Below are 14,801 nucleotides of genomic sequence, written 5' to 3'. Positions count from 1 at the left end.
AGATTACCGACCTGAGCGAACAGCCTCGGGCAGCGAATGTTTGTCTTCAGCGGCCGGCGGGCGCCACCTCGCGGACCGCGTCGGCGACGGCGTGGAAGTCCTTGCGCAGGATCTGATCGTGGTTGCTGGCGACCTTGGCGCTGATCCGGATGTGCGGGTTGCGTTCACACACCCCGGGCAGGCTGGCGCGGATCTTCTCCTGCTCGTCACCCTTGCTGCCGAACGATGCCCCCGAGGCCACCACATACCGCGCCGGGACGGCGATGTTGTCGAGCACCGGGCCCAGTTCCCGCGCGCGGGCCAGTTTTCCGAGTTCGATATTGGATTCGGCCTGCTGCGCGGCGCTCATCCGCGGCGTCAGCCCCGTCGGTCGCAGCAGCGCGGTGATCGGGCTGAGCAGCTTGAACAGTGTGCGGATCCGCGCCGCCATGGCCTCGTCGAACCAGTCGTACGGTTGTGCGCCTTCGACCATGACCGCGCCCAGGCAACGGTCCGGGTTGCGGCTGGCCCAGTGCGCCGCCACGAACGCTCCGTAGGACCAGCCGGCCACGATCGCATAGTCCACACCGCGGGCGGCGAGCACCGCGTCGACGTCATCGACACAGGTCGCGAAGGAATAGTCGGCCGACTTCTGGGACTTGCCGCGGGCGCGTTCATCGAAGGTGATGTGGCGAAAGCCCGGCCCGAGGTCGGCGATGACCTTCTTCCAGTAACCCTGAGTAGCGAACTGGCCGTTGCAGTAGATGACGGGAATGCCGTCGCCGCCGGTGTCGGTGACGGCCAGGGCGGTGTCGCCGACGGTGACCATGCCGGTCCAGCTCGAGTTGGTCGGGGAGGTGCTGTTGTTCGTCATGAGAAGAACTCTCGACGGCAGTCCTGACACCGGCCTGCCACGGACCTGACATGGTCTTAGGATTCGTGTGGTGTGGAGATCTCGCGCCGTCGATGTGGCAAAGCTTCCCTCCCCTCCGGGCAGACTTCCGGTCCTCGGCGACGTGCTCTCGATCAACCCGCGTAAGCCGGTGCAGTCGATGGCCAAGCTCTCCGAGTCCGCCGGACCGATCTACGAGCTGCGCTTCGGGCCCACGAAGATGGTGATCATCAACAGCGCTGAACTCGCCGATGCGGTGCAATCGGATGCCGAGTGGGAGAAGGAGTTCGGGCCACCGATCCGGCGATTGCGGGCCGTCGCTCGTACCGGGCTGATTGTCGCGTCCACCCAGGATCCGCAGTGGGCAGCCGCGCACCGCGTCCTCATGCCGGGATTCACCCGCGAGGCGATGGGCCTGTACCACCCGGTCATGATGGATGTCGTCGGTGAGCTGGTTCGCAAGTGGCAACGAGGCAACGGTGCCGTCGATGTCGCCGGAGACATGAACTCCTTGACCCTCGAGGTCATCGCCCGTGCGGGATTCGGGCACCGCTTCACGAGCCTGGACAATCCCGTTGAGAAAAGTCTTCCGGTCGTGACCTTGATGTTGGACGCGCTGCGCTACGCCAGCCGGCCGGTCTCGATCGGGCTCCTGGACTCGACGATCGGCCGCGCCGCTCAGCAGCGCCACCTGCACAAGGTCGCCGAACTCCACCGCATCGCGGAGGACATGATCGACGGCCACCGGTCCGACGCCTCCGAGCCGCCCAACCTGCTGCGGCGCATGATGGAAACGCCGGACCCGGAGACGGGGCAGCCCCTGTCACGGACCGTCGTGCGGGACCAGATTGTGACCTTTCTGATCGCGGGCCACGAAACAAGTGCGGGCACATTGGCTTTCGCTCTGCATCTGCTGGCGGACCGGCCCGATGTCGTCGCGCGGGTACGCCAAGAGATCGGCACGATCGCCGACGGCGACCCGACGACGCTGAGCTATGAGCAGGTGGCGAAGCTTCGATACCTGCGTCGTGTGGTCGATGAGGCCCTCAGATTGTGGCCGGTCGCGGGCGGATACTTCCGGCGTCCCAAGCAGGACACCCACTTGGGGGGTTATCGCATCAAACGGGGCGAATGCGTCTATGTGAATCTCCTTGCCATCCATCGCGACAAGGCCGCGTGGGGACCCGACGCGGATCGATTCGAGCCGGATCGGTTCGCTCCGAACGCGACACCGCAGCGCACGGCCGGCGCGTACAAGCCGTTCGGAATCGGAATCCGTTCGTGCATCGGGCGCCAGTTCGCCATCCATGAAATCGTCCTGGCCTTGGCCCATGTGCTGAATGCGTTCGACCTGGAATCGGATTCGGCCTATCGGCTCGAAATCGATGAGCTCGTCACGCTGAAGCCGACGGGACTCAGAATGCGATTACGTTCCCGGGACTCGCACCTGGCGTGAGATCATCCGCGCAGCACGTGTTCAGAGGGGACGATCCCGGTGTCCGACATAGCAAGCCGGTTCGCGAAGTTGATGCGCCACATCGAGATCCCTTATCCGTGGGATCGCGACATCTTCGTCGATGCGGTCGCGCAGTACCGAGGCCGGCCGATTCTTCTGCATCCGGTCGACGACCCCGAGACTCTCTCCGGCGTCGGATGCGGGACAACCATCAGCGGCTTGTGGATCAAGACGACCGACAGCGACATCGTCATGTATTCGGCCGACACCGAATGGCATGCGGATCATGTGATCGCCCATGAGATCGGGCACATGCTGCTGGGGCACGACGAGCCCGACGGCATCCCCGCTGATCGACTGTCGCTGTACAGCCTGATGCCCGCCCTGTCGGCGGACGCGATCCACAACGTCCTCGGCCGAAACGATTACAGCTCCGAACGGGAGATTTCCGCGGAGACCTTCGCGGACATGCTGATGGTCGAGGCCACCCTGCCTCGACGGCGGCCATCCGTCACGCGCCGCATCTTCTTTCGAGCGCGGCACCGATGACTTCGGCGATCCCGGGTGTAATCCAGTGGCCGGCATTCGGATTCGTTGCCTTGGTGATCGTCGGCCGCTACCTCCTTGTCGACCAAACGTCCCTGGACCGTCTGGCCACCCGGGCGCTGACGTTCGGTCTCGTCTGCGATCTGCTGCGCAACAACAATGTCCAGCAAGCCATCGCCGACACTCTGTGGCTGTTCGATGACGCGTATGTCATCAACGTCGCCCGGCAGGCGTCATTCGGTCCGCTGCTCCTTTCGATCATGTGTCTTTTCGGAATGGCGCGGATCGCCGCCGCGCACGGAGACGACGCCGTGGGTTCGCACCGCCAATACCGCTACGATGCAGTCGCTCTCATCGCTACCGCTGTCATTCTCGTTGCCGGGACGCCCGCCCGTGCGCACGACATGCTGATAGACGAGTATCACGGCTGGCCCGCGGCCATTGTGTGGATCGCGTATTACTCGGTGCTGGCGGCGAGTTCGCTCTCGATTGTCCACATCATGGTCGGGGAACTGCGGGACGGCGACAACACCATTCGCGAAAACATCATCTACGTCGTGGTACTGGCCTACTTCGGCATCCTCGCCCTGCAATCGATCTATCTGCCCGCCCAGACGGTGGCAGCTGTGCTCACTGATTCCCCCGCGAAGGATCCGACGATGCAGTCGAAGGCGATCAGCGCGTTCGTCGCGCTGATCGTCGGAGCCGCGATTATCGCGGTTCCGCTGGTCGGGGCCATCCTGCTGCGCAGCGGATGGGATCGACCGGGACGGTATTGCCGGAAGCTCCGGCCGTTGTGGCGCGATCTGACCGACATCTACCCGGAGGTGGTCCTCGAACGCCCGGGAGCAGACTCGGTCAGCCAGCTACACCGCATGACGATGGAGATCCGGGATTGCCTCGCCCGCCTGCACCGATACGCACCCGAAGCACCGGAATACGCGCCGGCCGGTTCCCCTCGTGACGAGCTCTGCGACTATGCGCGTCGCATCTCTGCCGCGGTCACCGCGAAACAGAGCGGGCAGCTGCCGCCGGCGCGGCCGACCGAGCGACACCCGCAGACCCCACAGCGACGTGACTTGGCGGCCGAGTTGAATCAGCTCGTCGAACTCGCGCGGGTATGGCGACGCGTCCACCCCACCACCGCACCACTGCTCACCGGTCCCCACCACACGCGGTAGTGGGGACCGGACGTCACAGTGCGAACAGTGCCCTGCGGCCGATATGCGGATCGGTCAAGGGCCGCAGTGCGATTCGCAGCAACGCGAGCGCATTGTCGTCTCCGGCAATGCGATTCAGTTTCAATGCTCCGCATTCCAGGCACTGGTGGACCAGTGCCCATTCGCCATTGTCGCGCACGGTCGAACTGACCGCGAGCATGCGGCCGCGGCAGGTGTTCGCGCGGTCGCCGGGGATCCGACCGTCGACATGACGACTGGTCAGACAATGCGGGCAGTGATTGCGGTGCGAGCTACCCGGTACGGCGATCGGCACATCAAGACGACAGCCGATACACCGGAAACTCGCACCGGATTCCCCACCTGGACCGTGCAATACGGTCTTGGCGCGTTGCGGTCGGGCAGCGGCGGTTTTGGTCCTTCGAGGCATCACGACCGCCTAAAGGTCGCCGAAGACTTCGAGCGGGAACGGCGGCTCCGCCAGCGGGCGTACCGCGAGCCGCATGAGAATCAGCTGGTTGTCATCCTCACTGATCGCATGCAGTGCCAACTCGTAGCAGCGCGCGCACCGATGCACGATGGCCCACTCGCCGCCGCGGCGCACCGCGATGGACAGCGGAGTCATGCGGCCGTGGCACTCGGAGACGCCGCCCTCGACCTGGTCGACGGTGTGGCACGAGTGCAGGCAACTCGGACAGTGATTGCGCCGGCCGTTGCCGGGCGCGAGCACGGAAACGGTGAGCCCGCAGCGGATACAGGTGAAGGTGCCGGTCGATAAGGCCGGACTGGGGTCGTTCTGAGCGGAAACATGATTGGGCAACCCGGATCACTCCTTGGCAGAAAGCTGATGTGCAAACGGCAGGAGTAGGCCGAGCGCGCCTCGACGACGCGGAAAGCCGGTCAGTGCGTGCGGCTGGCGAAAAGGCAAGCCGAAGACGCACCCTGAGGCGCTCTCGGCGCGAGCCGGGGCATAAATCAGTCCTTCCGCCAGTCGAATCGGATGCGGTTCGTCCGCACCGGGGCACCGTAGCAACGGCCGGCCACGCTCCGCCATCGAATTATGCGGTCAGGATCTCCGGGGCGTCCCGCCTACCGCGAGCTCCCCCCTGCGGGAGCTCGCGATAAGTGCTCAGGCGATCCGGTCAGGTCAGCGTGGCGGGGACAGTCGGCTGGGCAAATGCCTGAAGCTCGGCCACGGAATGAGCGCAGAAGATCTGCAGCCGGTCACCGTGATCGCGCTTGAGTTCGCGTAGCTGGGTCTGAGTTTCGATCCGCAGGCCCGCGTCGACGCTGGCGAACGCTTCGAAGCAGGCGATTCCGACAGCGCGGCGGGGTTGCTCGGGATCCATCTGCTCGGCGGTGTAGTACGCGTCGCCGGCGTGCAGGAGCCACCTGTCCTGTCCGCGGTCGATTGCGACACCGACGTGCCCATTGGAGTGGCCGCCCAAGTCGACTACGCGTAGGCCACTCGGCAGACCTGGAAGTTCACCGGCCGTGCGAAATCCGAACCACCTCTCTCTATCACTCTGCACCAAGTCGAAGACGTGCCAGTTCGGATCGTGCGCGAACTGGATCGATCGATACCGGTTGCGGTCCCCCGCGGAGCGGGGATTGAGCTGCCCGTCGAGCTCCCGCCGATTCACGTAGACGGTGGCTCGCGGAAAGTCCGCCAATCCGCCGACGTGATCCAGATCCATGTGCGTCAGAACGATATTGCGCACCTGGGCGGGATCGAGCCCCTTCCCCAGGAGCTGCGCGTGCACGGTCAACGCCGGGTCGGGTTCCGGCCCGAACACCGTCATCCAACCGCGGCCGAACCAGTCCTTCGGCCGGGACAGCGCCTGCTCCCCCAACCCGGTGTCGATCAGGGTGATGTCGCCCGCGTCATCTTCGATCGCCAGGACATGGCAGGTCAGCGGTGCACGAATTCCGCGCGACCGGCCATCTATCAGTGCTCCCCCCAGCATGTTCAGCCGACCACAATCAAGATGATGAATTCGCACGGCGTACTTCCTTCGACCCACACGGCGTCCAGGCGCCTTCTTCGTAGAGCCCCTCCGGCGCCGTTGACGGATTGATGGGGTGAACAACACCTTCCAGTGGAGTTCCGTTCAGCGTCAACGGAATCGGGCCGTACTCCTTGTACGGCCGATCAACTCGCTGGTCAGGCCCGGTACCCGTACAAGGAGTACGGGTAGGCAGACTTCGAGGGAGGTAAGATCAGGGCTCACCCCGACGCCGAATACATACGGCGACAAGGAGAATGGGCAGTACGGTAGGGAAGTGCAGCACAATTGAATGAGCATGGCAGCACGCTCGATAACAGTCTCGATTTGATCGACCCGTCGATGTGGCCCGAGCGCAGGCGGCGGCAGGTGATGGGCGGTTACCTGGCCCGCCGCCGTACCGATATCGGGCTCACGCAGGCGGCGATGGCCACCCGCTTACGGGTGAGCACCGAAACCTACGCGAGCTGGGAACGTGGCGTGCGTTTCCCCAGTCCCGATGTCCTGCAAGAAGTTTTCGAAGCCCTCGAGCTCCCCTTCTGGACCATGCGCAAAATCCAGTCGCTGGTTTTCACCCGAGCACACCGACTGCGACTAGGCACCTGGCCACCCAAACTGTCCCCAAGGGATTTCGACCATCTCGAGAGTATCGCCGTCCCCGCCTACCTGCACGGCATGCCGCAGTACGACGTCTACGCCGCCAATTCCAAAGCAGCCCAGCTGCTCCCAACCCTGCTCCCGGCCCCCATCACCGACCCACAGCCGCTCAACCTGATCACATACATGCTGGGAATGCTGACCGACGGCGACAAGACCGTCGGCAACCTCGAAGTCGTCCTGCAACGCCTGATCTGGCTGTTGAAAACAATGGGACTGGGCATCGCGGAGCCAAAACGGCTGCAACACATCAGAACCCAATGCCGAGAGATCAACCGCGAAGCATTCGAAGACATGTGGCGCACCGAACTCGCCCAAGAAGTGGTCTACGACCCCCTGGTCCTACTGCTCAACCCAACCACCCAGCAGTACGACAGATACACGATGCGATGCAAACACGACATCCATCCGGTCACCGAATACGAAACCTACGTAATGGCGCCGGAAGGCGCCGGCGACCGCCTGGCCCGAGCCCACCTGGAGCCCGGATACTGGGCCGAGCTCCGCGATCCGGGGATCGGACGCTGAGGCGAACGCTGGCCACAGTGACCAACGGACATCACAACACCTCGGAAATTTCGGCTATCGGCCGGCCGTACTCGGCATCGAGATCGGCGTAGGCGGTGGAACTGGCGATCAACTCGTCCCCTCGATCTCCAGCTTGTGGCGCGGCCGCTCAGTGCGGACCGAACACCGAGACCGTGCCGGCGCCGCTGTCGACGACATACGCGGCCCTGGAAACGGAGTCGACCGCGATCCCGATCGGCTTCGCGCCGACACCGAGTTGCCTGGTCACCGTGCCGGCGGCGAGGTCGACGACAGAGACGCGGTTGCCACCTCGATCAGCCGCGTACAGCGTCCTGCCGAGGCCGTCCACGGCGAGCGCGCCGACCGGGTGGCCGACGTCGATGTCGGCGGTCCGGGCGCTCGTAGCGCCATCGACACACCGCACCTTGGTGTTGTCGTTGGGCGGCAGGTCGGAGTACGTGGAATAGCACGCGGCACGCCGTTCGGCACTGACGACGAGCGTCAGTGGTGAATCGTCGACCGGAATCTTCGACGTCACCGCGCGTGTGTCGGCGTTGGCGACCGACAGCGACCCGCCGTAGTTCGCGACGTACGCCAACCGCGTCCCGGGATCGATGCCCACAGTGCGCGGGCGACTGCCCACCGGAACCGTCGCGACCACGGATGCATTGTCGACGTCGACGATCGATACGGTCCCGGCCTCGGTGTTCGCGACCCAGACCGTTCGCGTAATCGGGTCCACCGCCAGACCGCCCGGATCCCGCCCGACGGCCACCCTGGCGCGAACGGATCGATCCTGAATGTCGAGGATCGAAACGGTGTCCGAATCAGCGTGCGTGACGAAAACCCGGCCGAGTCCGATCGCGATCGCAGCTGGAATGCCATCCAGGGCAACCGATGCCACTATCGAATTGTCCGAGGTGTCGACGACCGAAACGGAGCGACCCGAGGCGATCCCGACCCACGCGGTCCGGGATCCGGAGTCGATCGCGATCGCGATCGGATCGCCGGGAAGGCTGATCGTCGCGCCGGTTGCCACCTGCTCGGGACCCGCACAGCCCCCGAGAACGACTGCGCACCAAACGAACCCGCAAACGCGCACAAGTCGTGACGCCCCCCTGATCACGACTGAATCCTCTCACGAAGCCCACCGGCCGGCGATGCGCCCGCGTTGGCGTAGCGGCGCGGGAAGCAGACCTCGCCGGTGAGCAACTGCCTCGCCTTCTTCACCGAGATGTCGTGGGTGCCGGTGTCGTAGCCGCCGGCGAGTCCGGAGAGGAGCCGGTATGTGCCCGTGGTGTATGTGTGCCAGGCGATCCTGACTTCGGTGCGCACGTCGCAATGCGGCGGGATCCACATCGCGGTGAACGTCACATACGGATGCCCGGAGGTGGAGCTACCGGTGTGATTCTGCGCGCAACTGCGGCTGTTGTTTCAGCTGCCGCAGCCTGGGGTGGAAGGATATGCATGCCGAGCAGTACGTGAAAGTGGCGATTCAAGGGGGATCCGTGGCTCTGTTGCAAGCCGATATCGACCAGCTGAAAGCTCTATCGACCACCCTGGATGACATCTCGAACCAGGTCGACGCGCTCGATGTCCGATCAGCCGCGAAAGCGATCGTTGCCGCGTTGCCCGGTACGCCGCTGGGTGAGGCCTGCGACTTGGCTACCGAGTACACCGAGGGCGCGTGGTTGCGGGTGTCCCAGCGCATCGGGAAGGTCTCCAGCACGATCACCCACTCCACCAACGAGTTCGCGGCCACCGATGAGACCTTCAAGAAGAGTCTCGAAGCGCTCGGCTTCCACGCGTAGGGCGCAGCGATGGCGGGATGGGCACTCACCAGGACAAATGTCACCAGCTGGAACGCGGAGAAGCTCGGGGAGCTCGCCGGCGCAGTGGAAACGCAGAACGGCAACTACAAGCATCAGGTCGATCGGGCACCTCAGCAGTTCGCCAACCTGGCTGGCGTGTGGTCGGGGATGGCGCATGACGCTGCCTACAGTCGTGTCAGCGAGGACAACAAGCAGTCGCTGAAGATCAAGGACGAGGTCACCGATCTCGTCACGCTGCTGCGTGAGGCAAGCAGCCGGCTGGTGTCGGAACGGAACAGCTTGCTCGGGAAGGTCTCCGATGCCGAAGATCCCACAAAGGCTGTTGCTGGCGAGGTCATCAAGGTCAGCGATGTCTGGGCATTGCAGACCACTCTCCCCGCGAACGTCACCGATGAGCAGCGCACCAAGATTGTGGAACGGGTCAATGGTCAGCAAGGCTTGATCAATACCGCGTTCTATAGCCTGCGTGACGCGGCAAAACAGTTCGATCAGGCAATTCGCACTGCCGCGCAACAGATCAGAGACACGGGCAACAACTTCGGCGATGCTCGAGATGCTCCGGTGTCTCCAGGCACACCGGTAGCGGCGCCCGACAGCACCGACCCTCGAACAACGGCATCTGCTGCGGCGTTCGAGAAGATGTTCGGGCGGCCACCCGTGTCGGACGTCGACTGGAAAACCGCAGCGGCCTTGAACCCGAACAGCTACGACCCGAAATATCAGGGCCACCCACCGAACATCAAGGTGGCCAAGATCGAGCCGGTCCCGGGGCAGGGTGTGGTGCGTGCCGCCGCCTACATTCCCGCCGAGGAAGTGTTCAACGTCCCTGCCAACGACTTGGGTGACGACCGCGGCAACAATCCGAACTTCGACCCGGAACACGCACGGGTGGTCAGCTACATCGACTACGAGAACGGGCTGATCATCACCCGACAGAACCCGTCGGTGACCACCGACGGCGAGGTGAAATGCGGTGAACCCGAGGTGAAAGTCACGCAGCTGTCCAACGGGGCAGTCATGCTCCAATACGACGCGGCCAACCCGTTCGCACCCCCCGGCGCGAATCTCTCCGGGCACACCGTCAACGGCACGCTGGTCGTCGAACCCACCAGCGGAAACCCCGGCACTCCCAGGGTGACCGCCGGCGGGGAGATCACCAACTATCCTTCGATGGAGATCTACCAGGACAACTCCGCAGGCAACGGCCGCCCGGTCCTGATCGATGCGGCGGACTCGGGAAGCAAGTGGGGGCCTATGGCGAACCTGCCGTCCTTCCATGAAGTAGGAGGAGGCAAGAACATGTTCGAACCCTTCAAAGTCAACTTCAATGACCCGAATTGGGAGCGATACGCGCCAACCCCGTTGGGAGACACCAACAATCCACCGAAGGTCGTAGTCCGCTGATGAAACAACCGTACGAGAAGGATCAGCCCAGACCGAAGATCGACTCCGCCTACTGGCAGATGGCCACAGTGGCGATTCCTCTCGCTGCCGCCCTGGCAACGGGAGTCTTCGGGTTCGTTGCAGCGGTCAGCGACCAGGCAAGCCGATCGATCGAGCTGTCCGGCAACACGGTGTTCGCCACAGTGATCGGCGTCATGGCCGCGGTAGCGGCGCTGCTCGCCTTGCGGCGGACACCACGGACGTTGGGTGCAGCAACGGGGATCTTGACGGTGGCGTTGCTTGTGGTTTTCGTCTGGCTGGCGCCAGTATGAGCGACGCCCGATCGAGATACATCCGGCAGGATTGGTTCGGCCCCGAATCGTTCGGCGCCGCGATGGTGGGCATGGTCGCTATCGCGTTGCCCTATACGGGCCTGGTTCCGCGCAGTGCGGGATGGTTGATACCAGCACCATTCATCGTCGGGGTGCTTCTAGTCGCCGTCAGCGCATCGGGGCTTGGGCTCAGCACCGTCCTCCGACGTGCCGGTGTCGGCTTCGTCGGAGCCTTTGCCGGATTCTTGCTCGCCATTCTCGGTTTGCTTGGCGGCATTTCGCTCGGATCTTTGGTCGCCTGAATTCTCGCCTATTGGCACCGTTCGAATTCGTCAAACCATAAGGTCAGGAACTACTGGTTGATCAGGGCAGGTGCCAGTTTCTCAGCGACGCCAGGTATTGCGTCGCAGGGGTTTTCAACGCTAAAGGCTACGGCGACACCTAGATTGACGTGTAGTGAACCATCTCGGGTTTGCATCGATAGTAGGCAGGCGCCTTGTTCCATGCCCGGGATGCGGTAGATCGCCGCGTCCCGACCGGCAATGCTGGTGTTGCGAACGTCGCTGCCGTAGCGTTCCCGCACTTCGGCCATAGTGATGTTGGTGGATTGAACAGTCAGATAGCGCACAGCAATCCCCTGTTCGTTGCCCTTGGTGAATTTACAGCCTCGAAAGCTATAGAAGTCTGATGTGAAATCATCTCGTTCACGAGATCGGGGATTGAATCCGGCGTCGGTGATGGTGGAATCACCGACGTCAACACATGGATCAAACGCGACGGCGTTGCGGCCCTTGTTCTTTTGCGGCGGTGCTGCCGGAACCGAAACCGCGACCTGCGGTCGCGGCATGCTGCTAGACGGCGGCGGAGTTGCGCTCGTGGGCGTGGCGTCGGGCTCGTTACTGTTGCAGGCCACAATCGTCAGGGCAGTCGTGAACAGGAGCGCGGTCAGTGCGGTCTTTTTCATCAGCTCACTGCCCGTTGTTCATGGATTCGGTCGCGATTCGTACGGCCGCGGCGTTCTTCTGATCAGCATCTTCATACAACCCTGCTGCACGCAGGTACGTCTCTTGGAGACGCATGATCCCTTGAAGGAACTGGCTGCAGGTGTCGTATGCTTCCTGCGCCTTGTTTGAGAATCCGCTGGCAAGCTCCTGGCCAGACCTGAGTGTGCCGAAGAATCCCTCTGTCTGGGTCGCTTTCAGAATTTCCCGCTGTTGAGTGGTCAGTTGCGCGATGATCACGTCGTAGAGCCGGACGACTTCCCGTACTGCGGCTTCGTCGAACTTGACATGGCCTGCGCTGGTGATTGCCGAGCTGAACGCTGCGATCTCGGCTTGTCCGTAATCGGTGGTGGCCACGGTTCCCCTCGTTCCGGCTGCTGGTTGAGGCTATCACTGTCGGTATGGTTCGAACCTGGTTCAGTCCTGGACCTGGATATGTCGAGTCAATGCATGCGCGACGTCTTGAGCGGAGGCGGGCGTCACCGTGGTGTGATGGGCGACGTCGATCAGGTAGCGGCCCTCGGCCTTGGTGCCTGGCAGTATGTCGAGCCAATAGAGGTATTCGCGCGGGTAGGGCCGCTCGCTGTGCGGGTGGCGTTCGATGCACAGGTGGCCATCGGCGGACCGAGGGGCGCGAAGCAGGGCACGGATGCGATCCTCGGCCGGACGCGGACCATTGTTGGACACCATCCAGGTTGTCGGCGGTTCTTCTCCGCGGATTCGCGGGGTGTAGCCGACCATTTCCAGGACAGCGCCTGCGGCAGCTTTGGGCATGGTGGCGGCGATGTGTGTGCCTAGGTGTTGGCGCGCAGTCGCGACCAACCGGAGGTTGCCGCCGAACTCCGGTGCGGTTCCGAATTTTTGGAACAGTATGACCGCGTGCTCTCCGATGGCAGCGCCGACCGAGCGGACCCGGTGGGTAGTTCCGGCGATCTGACCGGTACAGGTAACAAGCAGATCCGGCTTCGCCAGGACTCGGAGGGCGGCAGAAAGATGAGGGTCGCCGTAGCGGGGAAAGCGAGTGGCGATTTCACTGCGTAGGAGCGCGCGCTCGTCGCCGTCGGTCGGGGTCTCGAGGATGCTGATGGGGTAGGGGTAGCTCTCGATGCCGGTTTCATCCCACACCCAGGCGAATTCATCCGATGTGAAGTCCCATACCGATTGCGTTTCACTCATCGCGGGCTATCGGGGGTGTCGTCATCGTCCATCATCGGACCGATACCTGAGATGGTCATTTCGCCGTTCGCGTCGGGGTCATCGCTCGTTGTGTGCTCGACGACCAAATCAGGGTCGTACAGCTCCGAGTGGTCGACGCTTGACTGGTCGGCCTCGAACTCGGACTCACTTTCCGGCGTTGAATCCGAGGCCGCCGGCAACGTGGCAGCCGGTGACGCTGAGCCAGAACTTGTTTCAGCAGGCGCCGATGGGGTCGTTTCGTCGTGCGAGAACAGGGATTCGACGGCGTCTTCGCCCGGAGCGTGGGCTGCTGCGGTCGCTGCGTTGTCCGTATTGGCAAGGGGAGGGGTGGGCGTTCCAGTGCTGGGCGGGGCTGGATTCCATGCGGTTTCGACGAGGTCGGCTGGCAGCATCTGTGCGTTGCCGATGACGTCGACGGGTGTCTCGATTCCCTCTGTCCACTCCGACTGCTGCCGAACGAGATAGTCCGGAATACCGCGAGTGTTTTCGTCGTCGTCTTTCCTCCCACCGGCAGGACGCCCTGCCATGGGGCCGCCCATCGGCACAGCGCGTTGGCTCGCCTTTCCTGCCGCGCTGCTCGTGTTGCCTACGCCTGCTCCCGGAGCCCCTGCGCCGGGAGCAACCGGCCGAGTGGTACCAAGCCCAGGTGTAGCGGGCTTGCCCGCGCCGGGTGTTCCGGGCGAGCCTGGTATTCCGGGCGACGTCGATCCGGGCGCGGGGTTTTGCGTCGGCGCATTGGTGGCTGGCGCGTTGGGCCCGGGCGCGTTCGAAGCCGGTGCGGCTGTCGATGCCGGGCTGGTGCTGGCCGGGGTCGTGGAATCGGGAGCTCCCGAATTGCTGGGATTGGTTGTGGGCGCCTTGTTGTTGGCAGGAGTGGTCTCGTCCGGCTTCTCGGCAGGGGACTGCGGGTTCTGGTTCGCTGGGTTGCTGTTGGGCTGGCCGGTGTTGGGATTTCCGTTGAGAAGGTTGTTTGGGTTGCCGTTGCCGGTCAGTTCAGGTGCGGCTTGGAATGCCGGCACTTGGTTACCCGCTGGCGGGATGTTGGGTACGTAGGTGGTTTCCATCGCGGCGATCGCGGCGAGTCGGGCTTGGACGGCAGCGTCGGTCTCGCTGCGCGAGTGCTCACCGTTGGTCAGTCCCGGCAGCACCGACTGTTCCGGGTTGTCGGGGTCAGGTGTGGTGGAAGCGGGTGGCGCAGGTACTGCTGCCTGCAGCGCCAAGGTGCTGTAATACACCGATTCCAAACGGGAGGCCACCGATAGCCCGGTCTTGCCGAGTTTGTCCCCTGCCGCGGTCAATGCCTTGCTCGCCGCCGCGGCCGCATCTGCCGCCGAGCCTTCCCACCGCCCGTCGGTCGCCTTCGTCAGATAGATGCTTTGCATCGTGAAGGTCGCCGACAGCTGGGAGAACTTCAGCCACATGTCCTGCAGGCCCGACATCTTCGATGCGTCCAGCTTCTGGACAGCGTCGTAGATTTCCTGGTGGGTCATCGACCGGAACGCTTCCTCGGTCTTGACGTAGTTCGGATCGGAGTCGCCGTCGATCTCGGAGTCGACTTTGCGGGTGTGATCCACGTAGTTCTTGATCAAGCTCTCGACGCCGAGGAGCGAGGTCAACTGGTTACCGGTGGAAGGCTGTTCTGCGGGTGTTGTAGACGGCAGCGTCAAGCCCGGAATCAGCGGAAGATCGTTGGCCATTGGAACCCCCTCGATGCGCCGACCAAACCTTATCAGTCTGCCCACGGCGACAGCCGGGCCGCGAGTAGGCACACAAGCCGCACGTTAATGAGCTAGAGGCCACGCGCAGGTCGCAGA

18 protein-coding genes are annotated in these 14,801 nt (G+C 63.6%); 8 read left to right on the top strand and 10 right to left on the bottom strand.

Annotated elements, in window-relative coordinates:
• Positions 1 to 46: 46 nt before the first annotated feature.
• The gene (locus AB0M14_RS25435; protein ID WP_364998883.1) at positions 47 to 853 is read right to left on the bottom strand and encodes an alpha/beta hydrolase; all 807 of its coding nucleotides are present in this window, start codon (positions 851 to 853) and stop codon (positions 47 to 49) included.
• Positions 854 to 923: 70 nt separating this feature from the next.
• Between AB0M14_RS25435 and AB0M14_RS25430 the strand changes: the two genes are divergently transcribed.
• From AB0M14_RS25430 to AB0M14_RS25420, 3 genes are read left to right on the top strand one after another with little or no spacing between them, the layout of a single operon-like run.
• A complete protein-coding gene (locus tag AB0M14_RS25430; RefSeq protein WP_364998881.1) occupies positions 924 to 2,327 on the top strand; it encodes a cytochrome P450 in 1,404 nt (467 codons plus the stop codon).
• Positions 2,328 to 2,366: 39 nt separating this feature from the next.
• Positions 2,367 to 2,876 carry a hypothetical protein gene (locus tag AB0M14_RS25425; RefSeq protein WP_364998880.1) on the top strand — a complete coding sequence of 170 codons (510 nt, stop codon included), beginning with the start codon at positions 2,367 to 2,369 and terminating at the stop codon, positions 2,874 to 2,876.
• On the top strand, positions 2,873 to 4,054 hold the full coding sequence (locus AB0M14_RS25420) for an MAB_1171c family putative transporter (RefSeq protein ID WP_364998878.1): 1,182 nt from the start codon (positions 2,873 to 2,875) through the stop codon (positions 4,052 to 4,054). The genes AB0M14_RS25425 and AB0M14_RS25420 overlap by 4 nt, the downstream gene beginning before the upstream one ends.
• A 13-nt stretch (positions 4,055 to 4,067) precedes the next feature.
• Here the strand turns inward: AB0M14_RS25420 and AB0M14_RS25415 are convergent, their stop codons facing one another.
• From AB0M14_RS25415 to AB0M14_RS25405, 3 genes are all read right to left on the bottom strand, one after another.
• Positions 4,068 to 4,481: an RNHCP domain-containing protein gene (locus AB0M14_RS25415; RefSeq protein ID WP_364998877.1), complete on the bottom strand. Its 414-nt coding sequence runs from the start codon at positions 4,479 to 4,481 to the stop codon at positions 4,068 to 4,070.
• Between the two features lie 9 nt (positions 4,482 to 4,490).
• Positions 4,491 to 4,871 (bottom strand): RNHCP domain-containing protein, encoded by a 381-nt coding sequence (locus tag AB0M14_RS25410; RefSeq protein ID WP_364998875.1) that lies wholly within the window; start codon positions 4,869 to 4,871, stop codon positions 4,491 to 4,493.
• 322 nt (positions 4,872 to 5,193) lie between these two features.
• Entirely contained in the window at positions 5,194 to 6,018 is an 825-nt protein-coding gene (locus AB0M14_RS25405) for an MBL fold metallo-hydrolase (protein WP_364998873.1), read from the bottom strand.
• Between the two features lie 366 nt (positions 6,019 to 6,384).
• On the opposite strand from AB0M14_RS25405, the gene AB0M14_RS25400 reads away from it, so the two are divergent.
• On the top strand, positions 6,385 to 7,242 hold the full coding sequence (locus AB0M14_RS25400; RefSeq protein ID WP_364998871.1) for a helix-turn-helix transcriptional regulator: 858 nt from the start codon (positions 6,385 to 6,387) through the stop codon (positions 7,240 to 7,242).
• Positions 7,243 to 7,390: 148 nt separating this feature from the next.
• Here the strand turns inward: AB0M14_RS25400 and AB0M14_RS25395 are convergent, their stop codons facing one another.
• Positions 7,391 to 8,146, bottom strand: coding sequence for a YncE family protein (locus AB0M14_RS25395; protein ID WP_364998869.1), 756 nt, complete (start codon positions 8,144 to 8,146; stop codon positions 7,391 to 7,393).
• Between the two features lie 218 nt (positions 8,147 to 8,364).
• Positions 8,365 to 8,616, bottom strand: a complete 252-nt coding sequence (locus AB0M14_RS25390; protein ID WP_364998867.1) for a hypothetical protein — start codon at positions 8,614 to 8,616, stop codon at positions 8,365 to 8,367.
• A gap of 134 nt (positions 8,617 to 8,750) precedes the next feature.
• On the opposite strand from AB0M14_RS25390, the gene AB0M14_RS25385 reads away from it, so the two are divergent.
• From AB0M14_RS25385 to AB0M14_RS25370, 4 genes are read left to right on the top strand one after another with little or no spacing between them, the layout of a single operon-like run.
• A complete protein-coding gene (locus AB0M14_RS25385; RefSeq protein WP_364998865.1) occupies positions 8,751 to 9,053 on the top strand; it encodes a hypothetical protein in 303 nt (100 codons plus the stop codon).
• A gap of 9 nt (positions 9,054 to 9,062) precedes the next feature.
• Positions 9,063 to 10,478, top strand: coding sequence for a hypothetical protein (locus AB0M14_RS25380; protein WP_364998863.1), 1,416 nt, complete (start codon positions 9,063 to 9,065; stop codon positions 10,476 to 10,478).
• The gene (locus AB0M14_RS25375) at positions 10,478 to 10,789 is read left to right on the top strand and encodes a hypothetical protein (RefSeq protein WP_364998862.1); all 312 of its coding nucleotides are present in this window, start codon (positions 10,478 to 10,480) and stop codon (positions 10,787 to 10,789) included. The genes AB0M14_RS25380 and AB0M14_RS25375 overlap by 1 nt, the downstream gene beginning before the upstream one ends.
• On the top strand, positions 10,786 to 11,091 hold the full coding sequence (locus tag AB0M14_RS25370; protein ID WP_364998860.1) for a hypothetical protein: 306 nt from the start codon (positions 10,786 to 10,788) through the stop codon (positions 11,089 to 11,091). The genes AB0M14_RS25375 and AB0M14_RS25370 overlap by 4 nt, the downstream gene beginning before the upstream one ends.
• A 50-nt stretch (positions 11,092 to 11,141) precedes the next feature.
• Here AB0M14_RS25370 and AB0M14_RS25365 read toward each other — a convergent pair whose 3' ends face one another.
• The 4 genes from AB0M14_RS25365 to AB0M14_RS25350 are packed head-to-tail and all read right to left on the bottom strand — an operon-like array spanning position 11,142 to position 14,684.
• On the bottom strand, positions 11,142 to 11,753 hold the full coding sequence (locus tag AB0M14_RS25365; RefSeq protein ID WP_364998858.1) for a DUF3558 domain-containing protein: 612 nt from the start codon (positions 11,751 to 11,753) through the stop codon (positions 11,142 to 11,144).
• Between the two features lie 4 nt (positions 11,754 to 11,757).
• A complete protein-coding gene (locus tag AB0M14_RS25360) occupies positions 11,758 to 12,147 on the bottom strand; it encodes a hypothetical protein (RefSeq protein ID WP_364998857.1) in 390 nt (129 codons plus the stop codon).
• Between the two features lie 60 nt (positions 12,148 to 12,207).
• Positions 12,208 to 12,966 (bottom strand): ESX secretion-associated protein EspG, encoded by a 759-nt coding sequence (locus AB0M14_RS25355; RefSeq protein WP_364998855.1) that lies wholly within the window; start codon positions 12,964 to 12,966, stop codon positions 12,208 to 12,210.
• A complete protein-coding gene (locus tag AB0M14_RS25350) occupies positions 12,963 to 14,684 on the bottom strand; it encodes a hypothetical protein (RefSeq protein ID WP_364998853.1) in 1,722 nt (573 codons plus the stop codon). Before AB0M14_RS25350 ends, AB0M14_RS25355 begins: the two co-directional genes overlap by 4 nt.
• Positions 14,685 to 14,801: the final 117 nt, after the last annotated feature.

The sequence above is a fragment of the Nocardia sp. NPDC051832 genome, from assembly GCF_040681285.1.
Taxonomy (GTDB): Bacteria; Actinomycetota; Actinomycetes; order Mycobacteriales; family Mycobacteriaceae; genus Nocardia.
This window is presented reverse-complemented; position numbering and strand designations above follow the sequence as displayed.

Bases quoted from the DNA above. Each gene is read 5' to 3' on its own strand.
- AB0M14_RS25420 (WP_364998878.1), top strand. From the start codon at position 2,873: ATGACTTCGGCGATCCCGGGTGTAATCCAGTGGCCGGCATTCGGATTC.
- AB0M14_RS25380 (WP_364998863.1), top strand. From the start codon at position 9,063: ATGGCGGGATGGGCACTCACCAGGACAAATGTCACCAGCTGGAACGCG.
- AB0M14_RS25415 (WP_364998877.1), bottom strand. From the start codon at position 4,481: ATGCCTCGAAGGACCAAAACCGCCGCTGCCCGACCGCAACGCGCCAAG.
- AB0M14_RS25370 (WP_364998860.1), top strand. From the start codon at position 10,786: ATGAGCGACGCCCGATCGAGATACATCCGGCAGGATTGGTTCGGCCCC.
- AB0M14_RS25350 (WP_364998853.1), bottom strand. From the start codon at position 14,684: ATGGCCAACGATCTTCCGCTGATTCCGGGCTTGACGCTGCCGTCTACA.
- AB0M14_RS25435 (WP_364998883.1), bottom strand. From the start codon at position 853: ATGACGAACAACAGCACCTCCCCGACCAACTCGAGCTGGACCGGCATG.
- AB0M14_RS25355 (WP_364998855.1), bottom strand. From the start codon at position 12,966: ATGAGTGAAACGCAATCGGTATGGGACTTCACATCGGATGAATTCGCC.
- AB0M14_RS25405 (WP_364998873.1), bottom strand. From the start codon at position 6,018: ATGCTGGGGGGAGCACTGATAGATGGCCGGTCGCGCGGAATTCGTGCA.
- AB0M14_RS25365 (WP_364998858.1), bottom strand. From the start codon at position 11,753: ATGAAAAAGACCGCACTGACCGCGCTCCTGTTCACGACTGCCCTGACG.
- AB0M14_RS25375 (WP_364998862.1), top strand. From the start codon at position 10,478: ATGAAACAACCGTACGAGAAGGATCAGCCCAGACCGAAGATCGACTCC.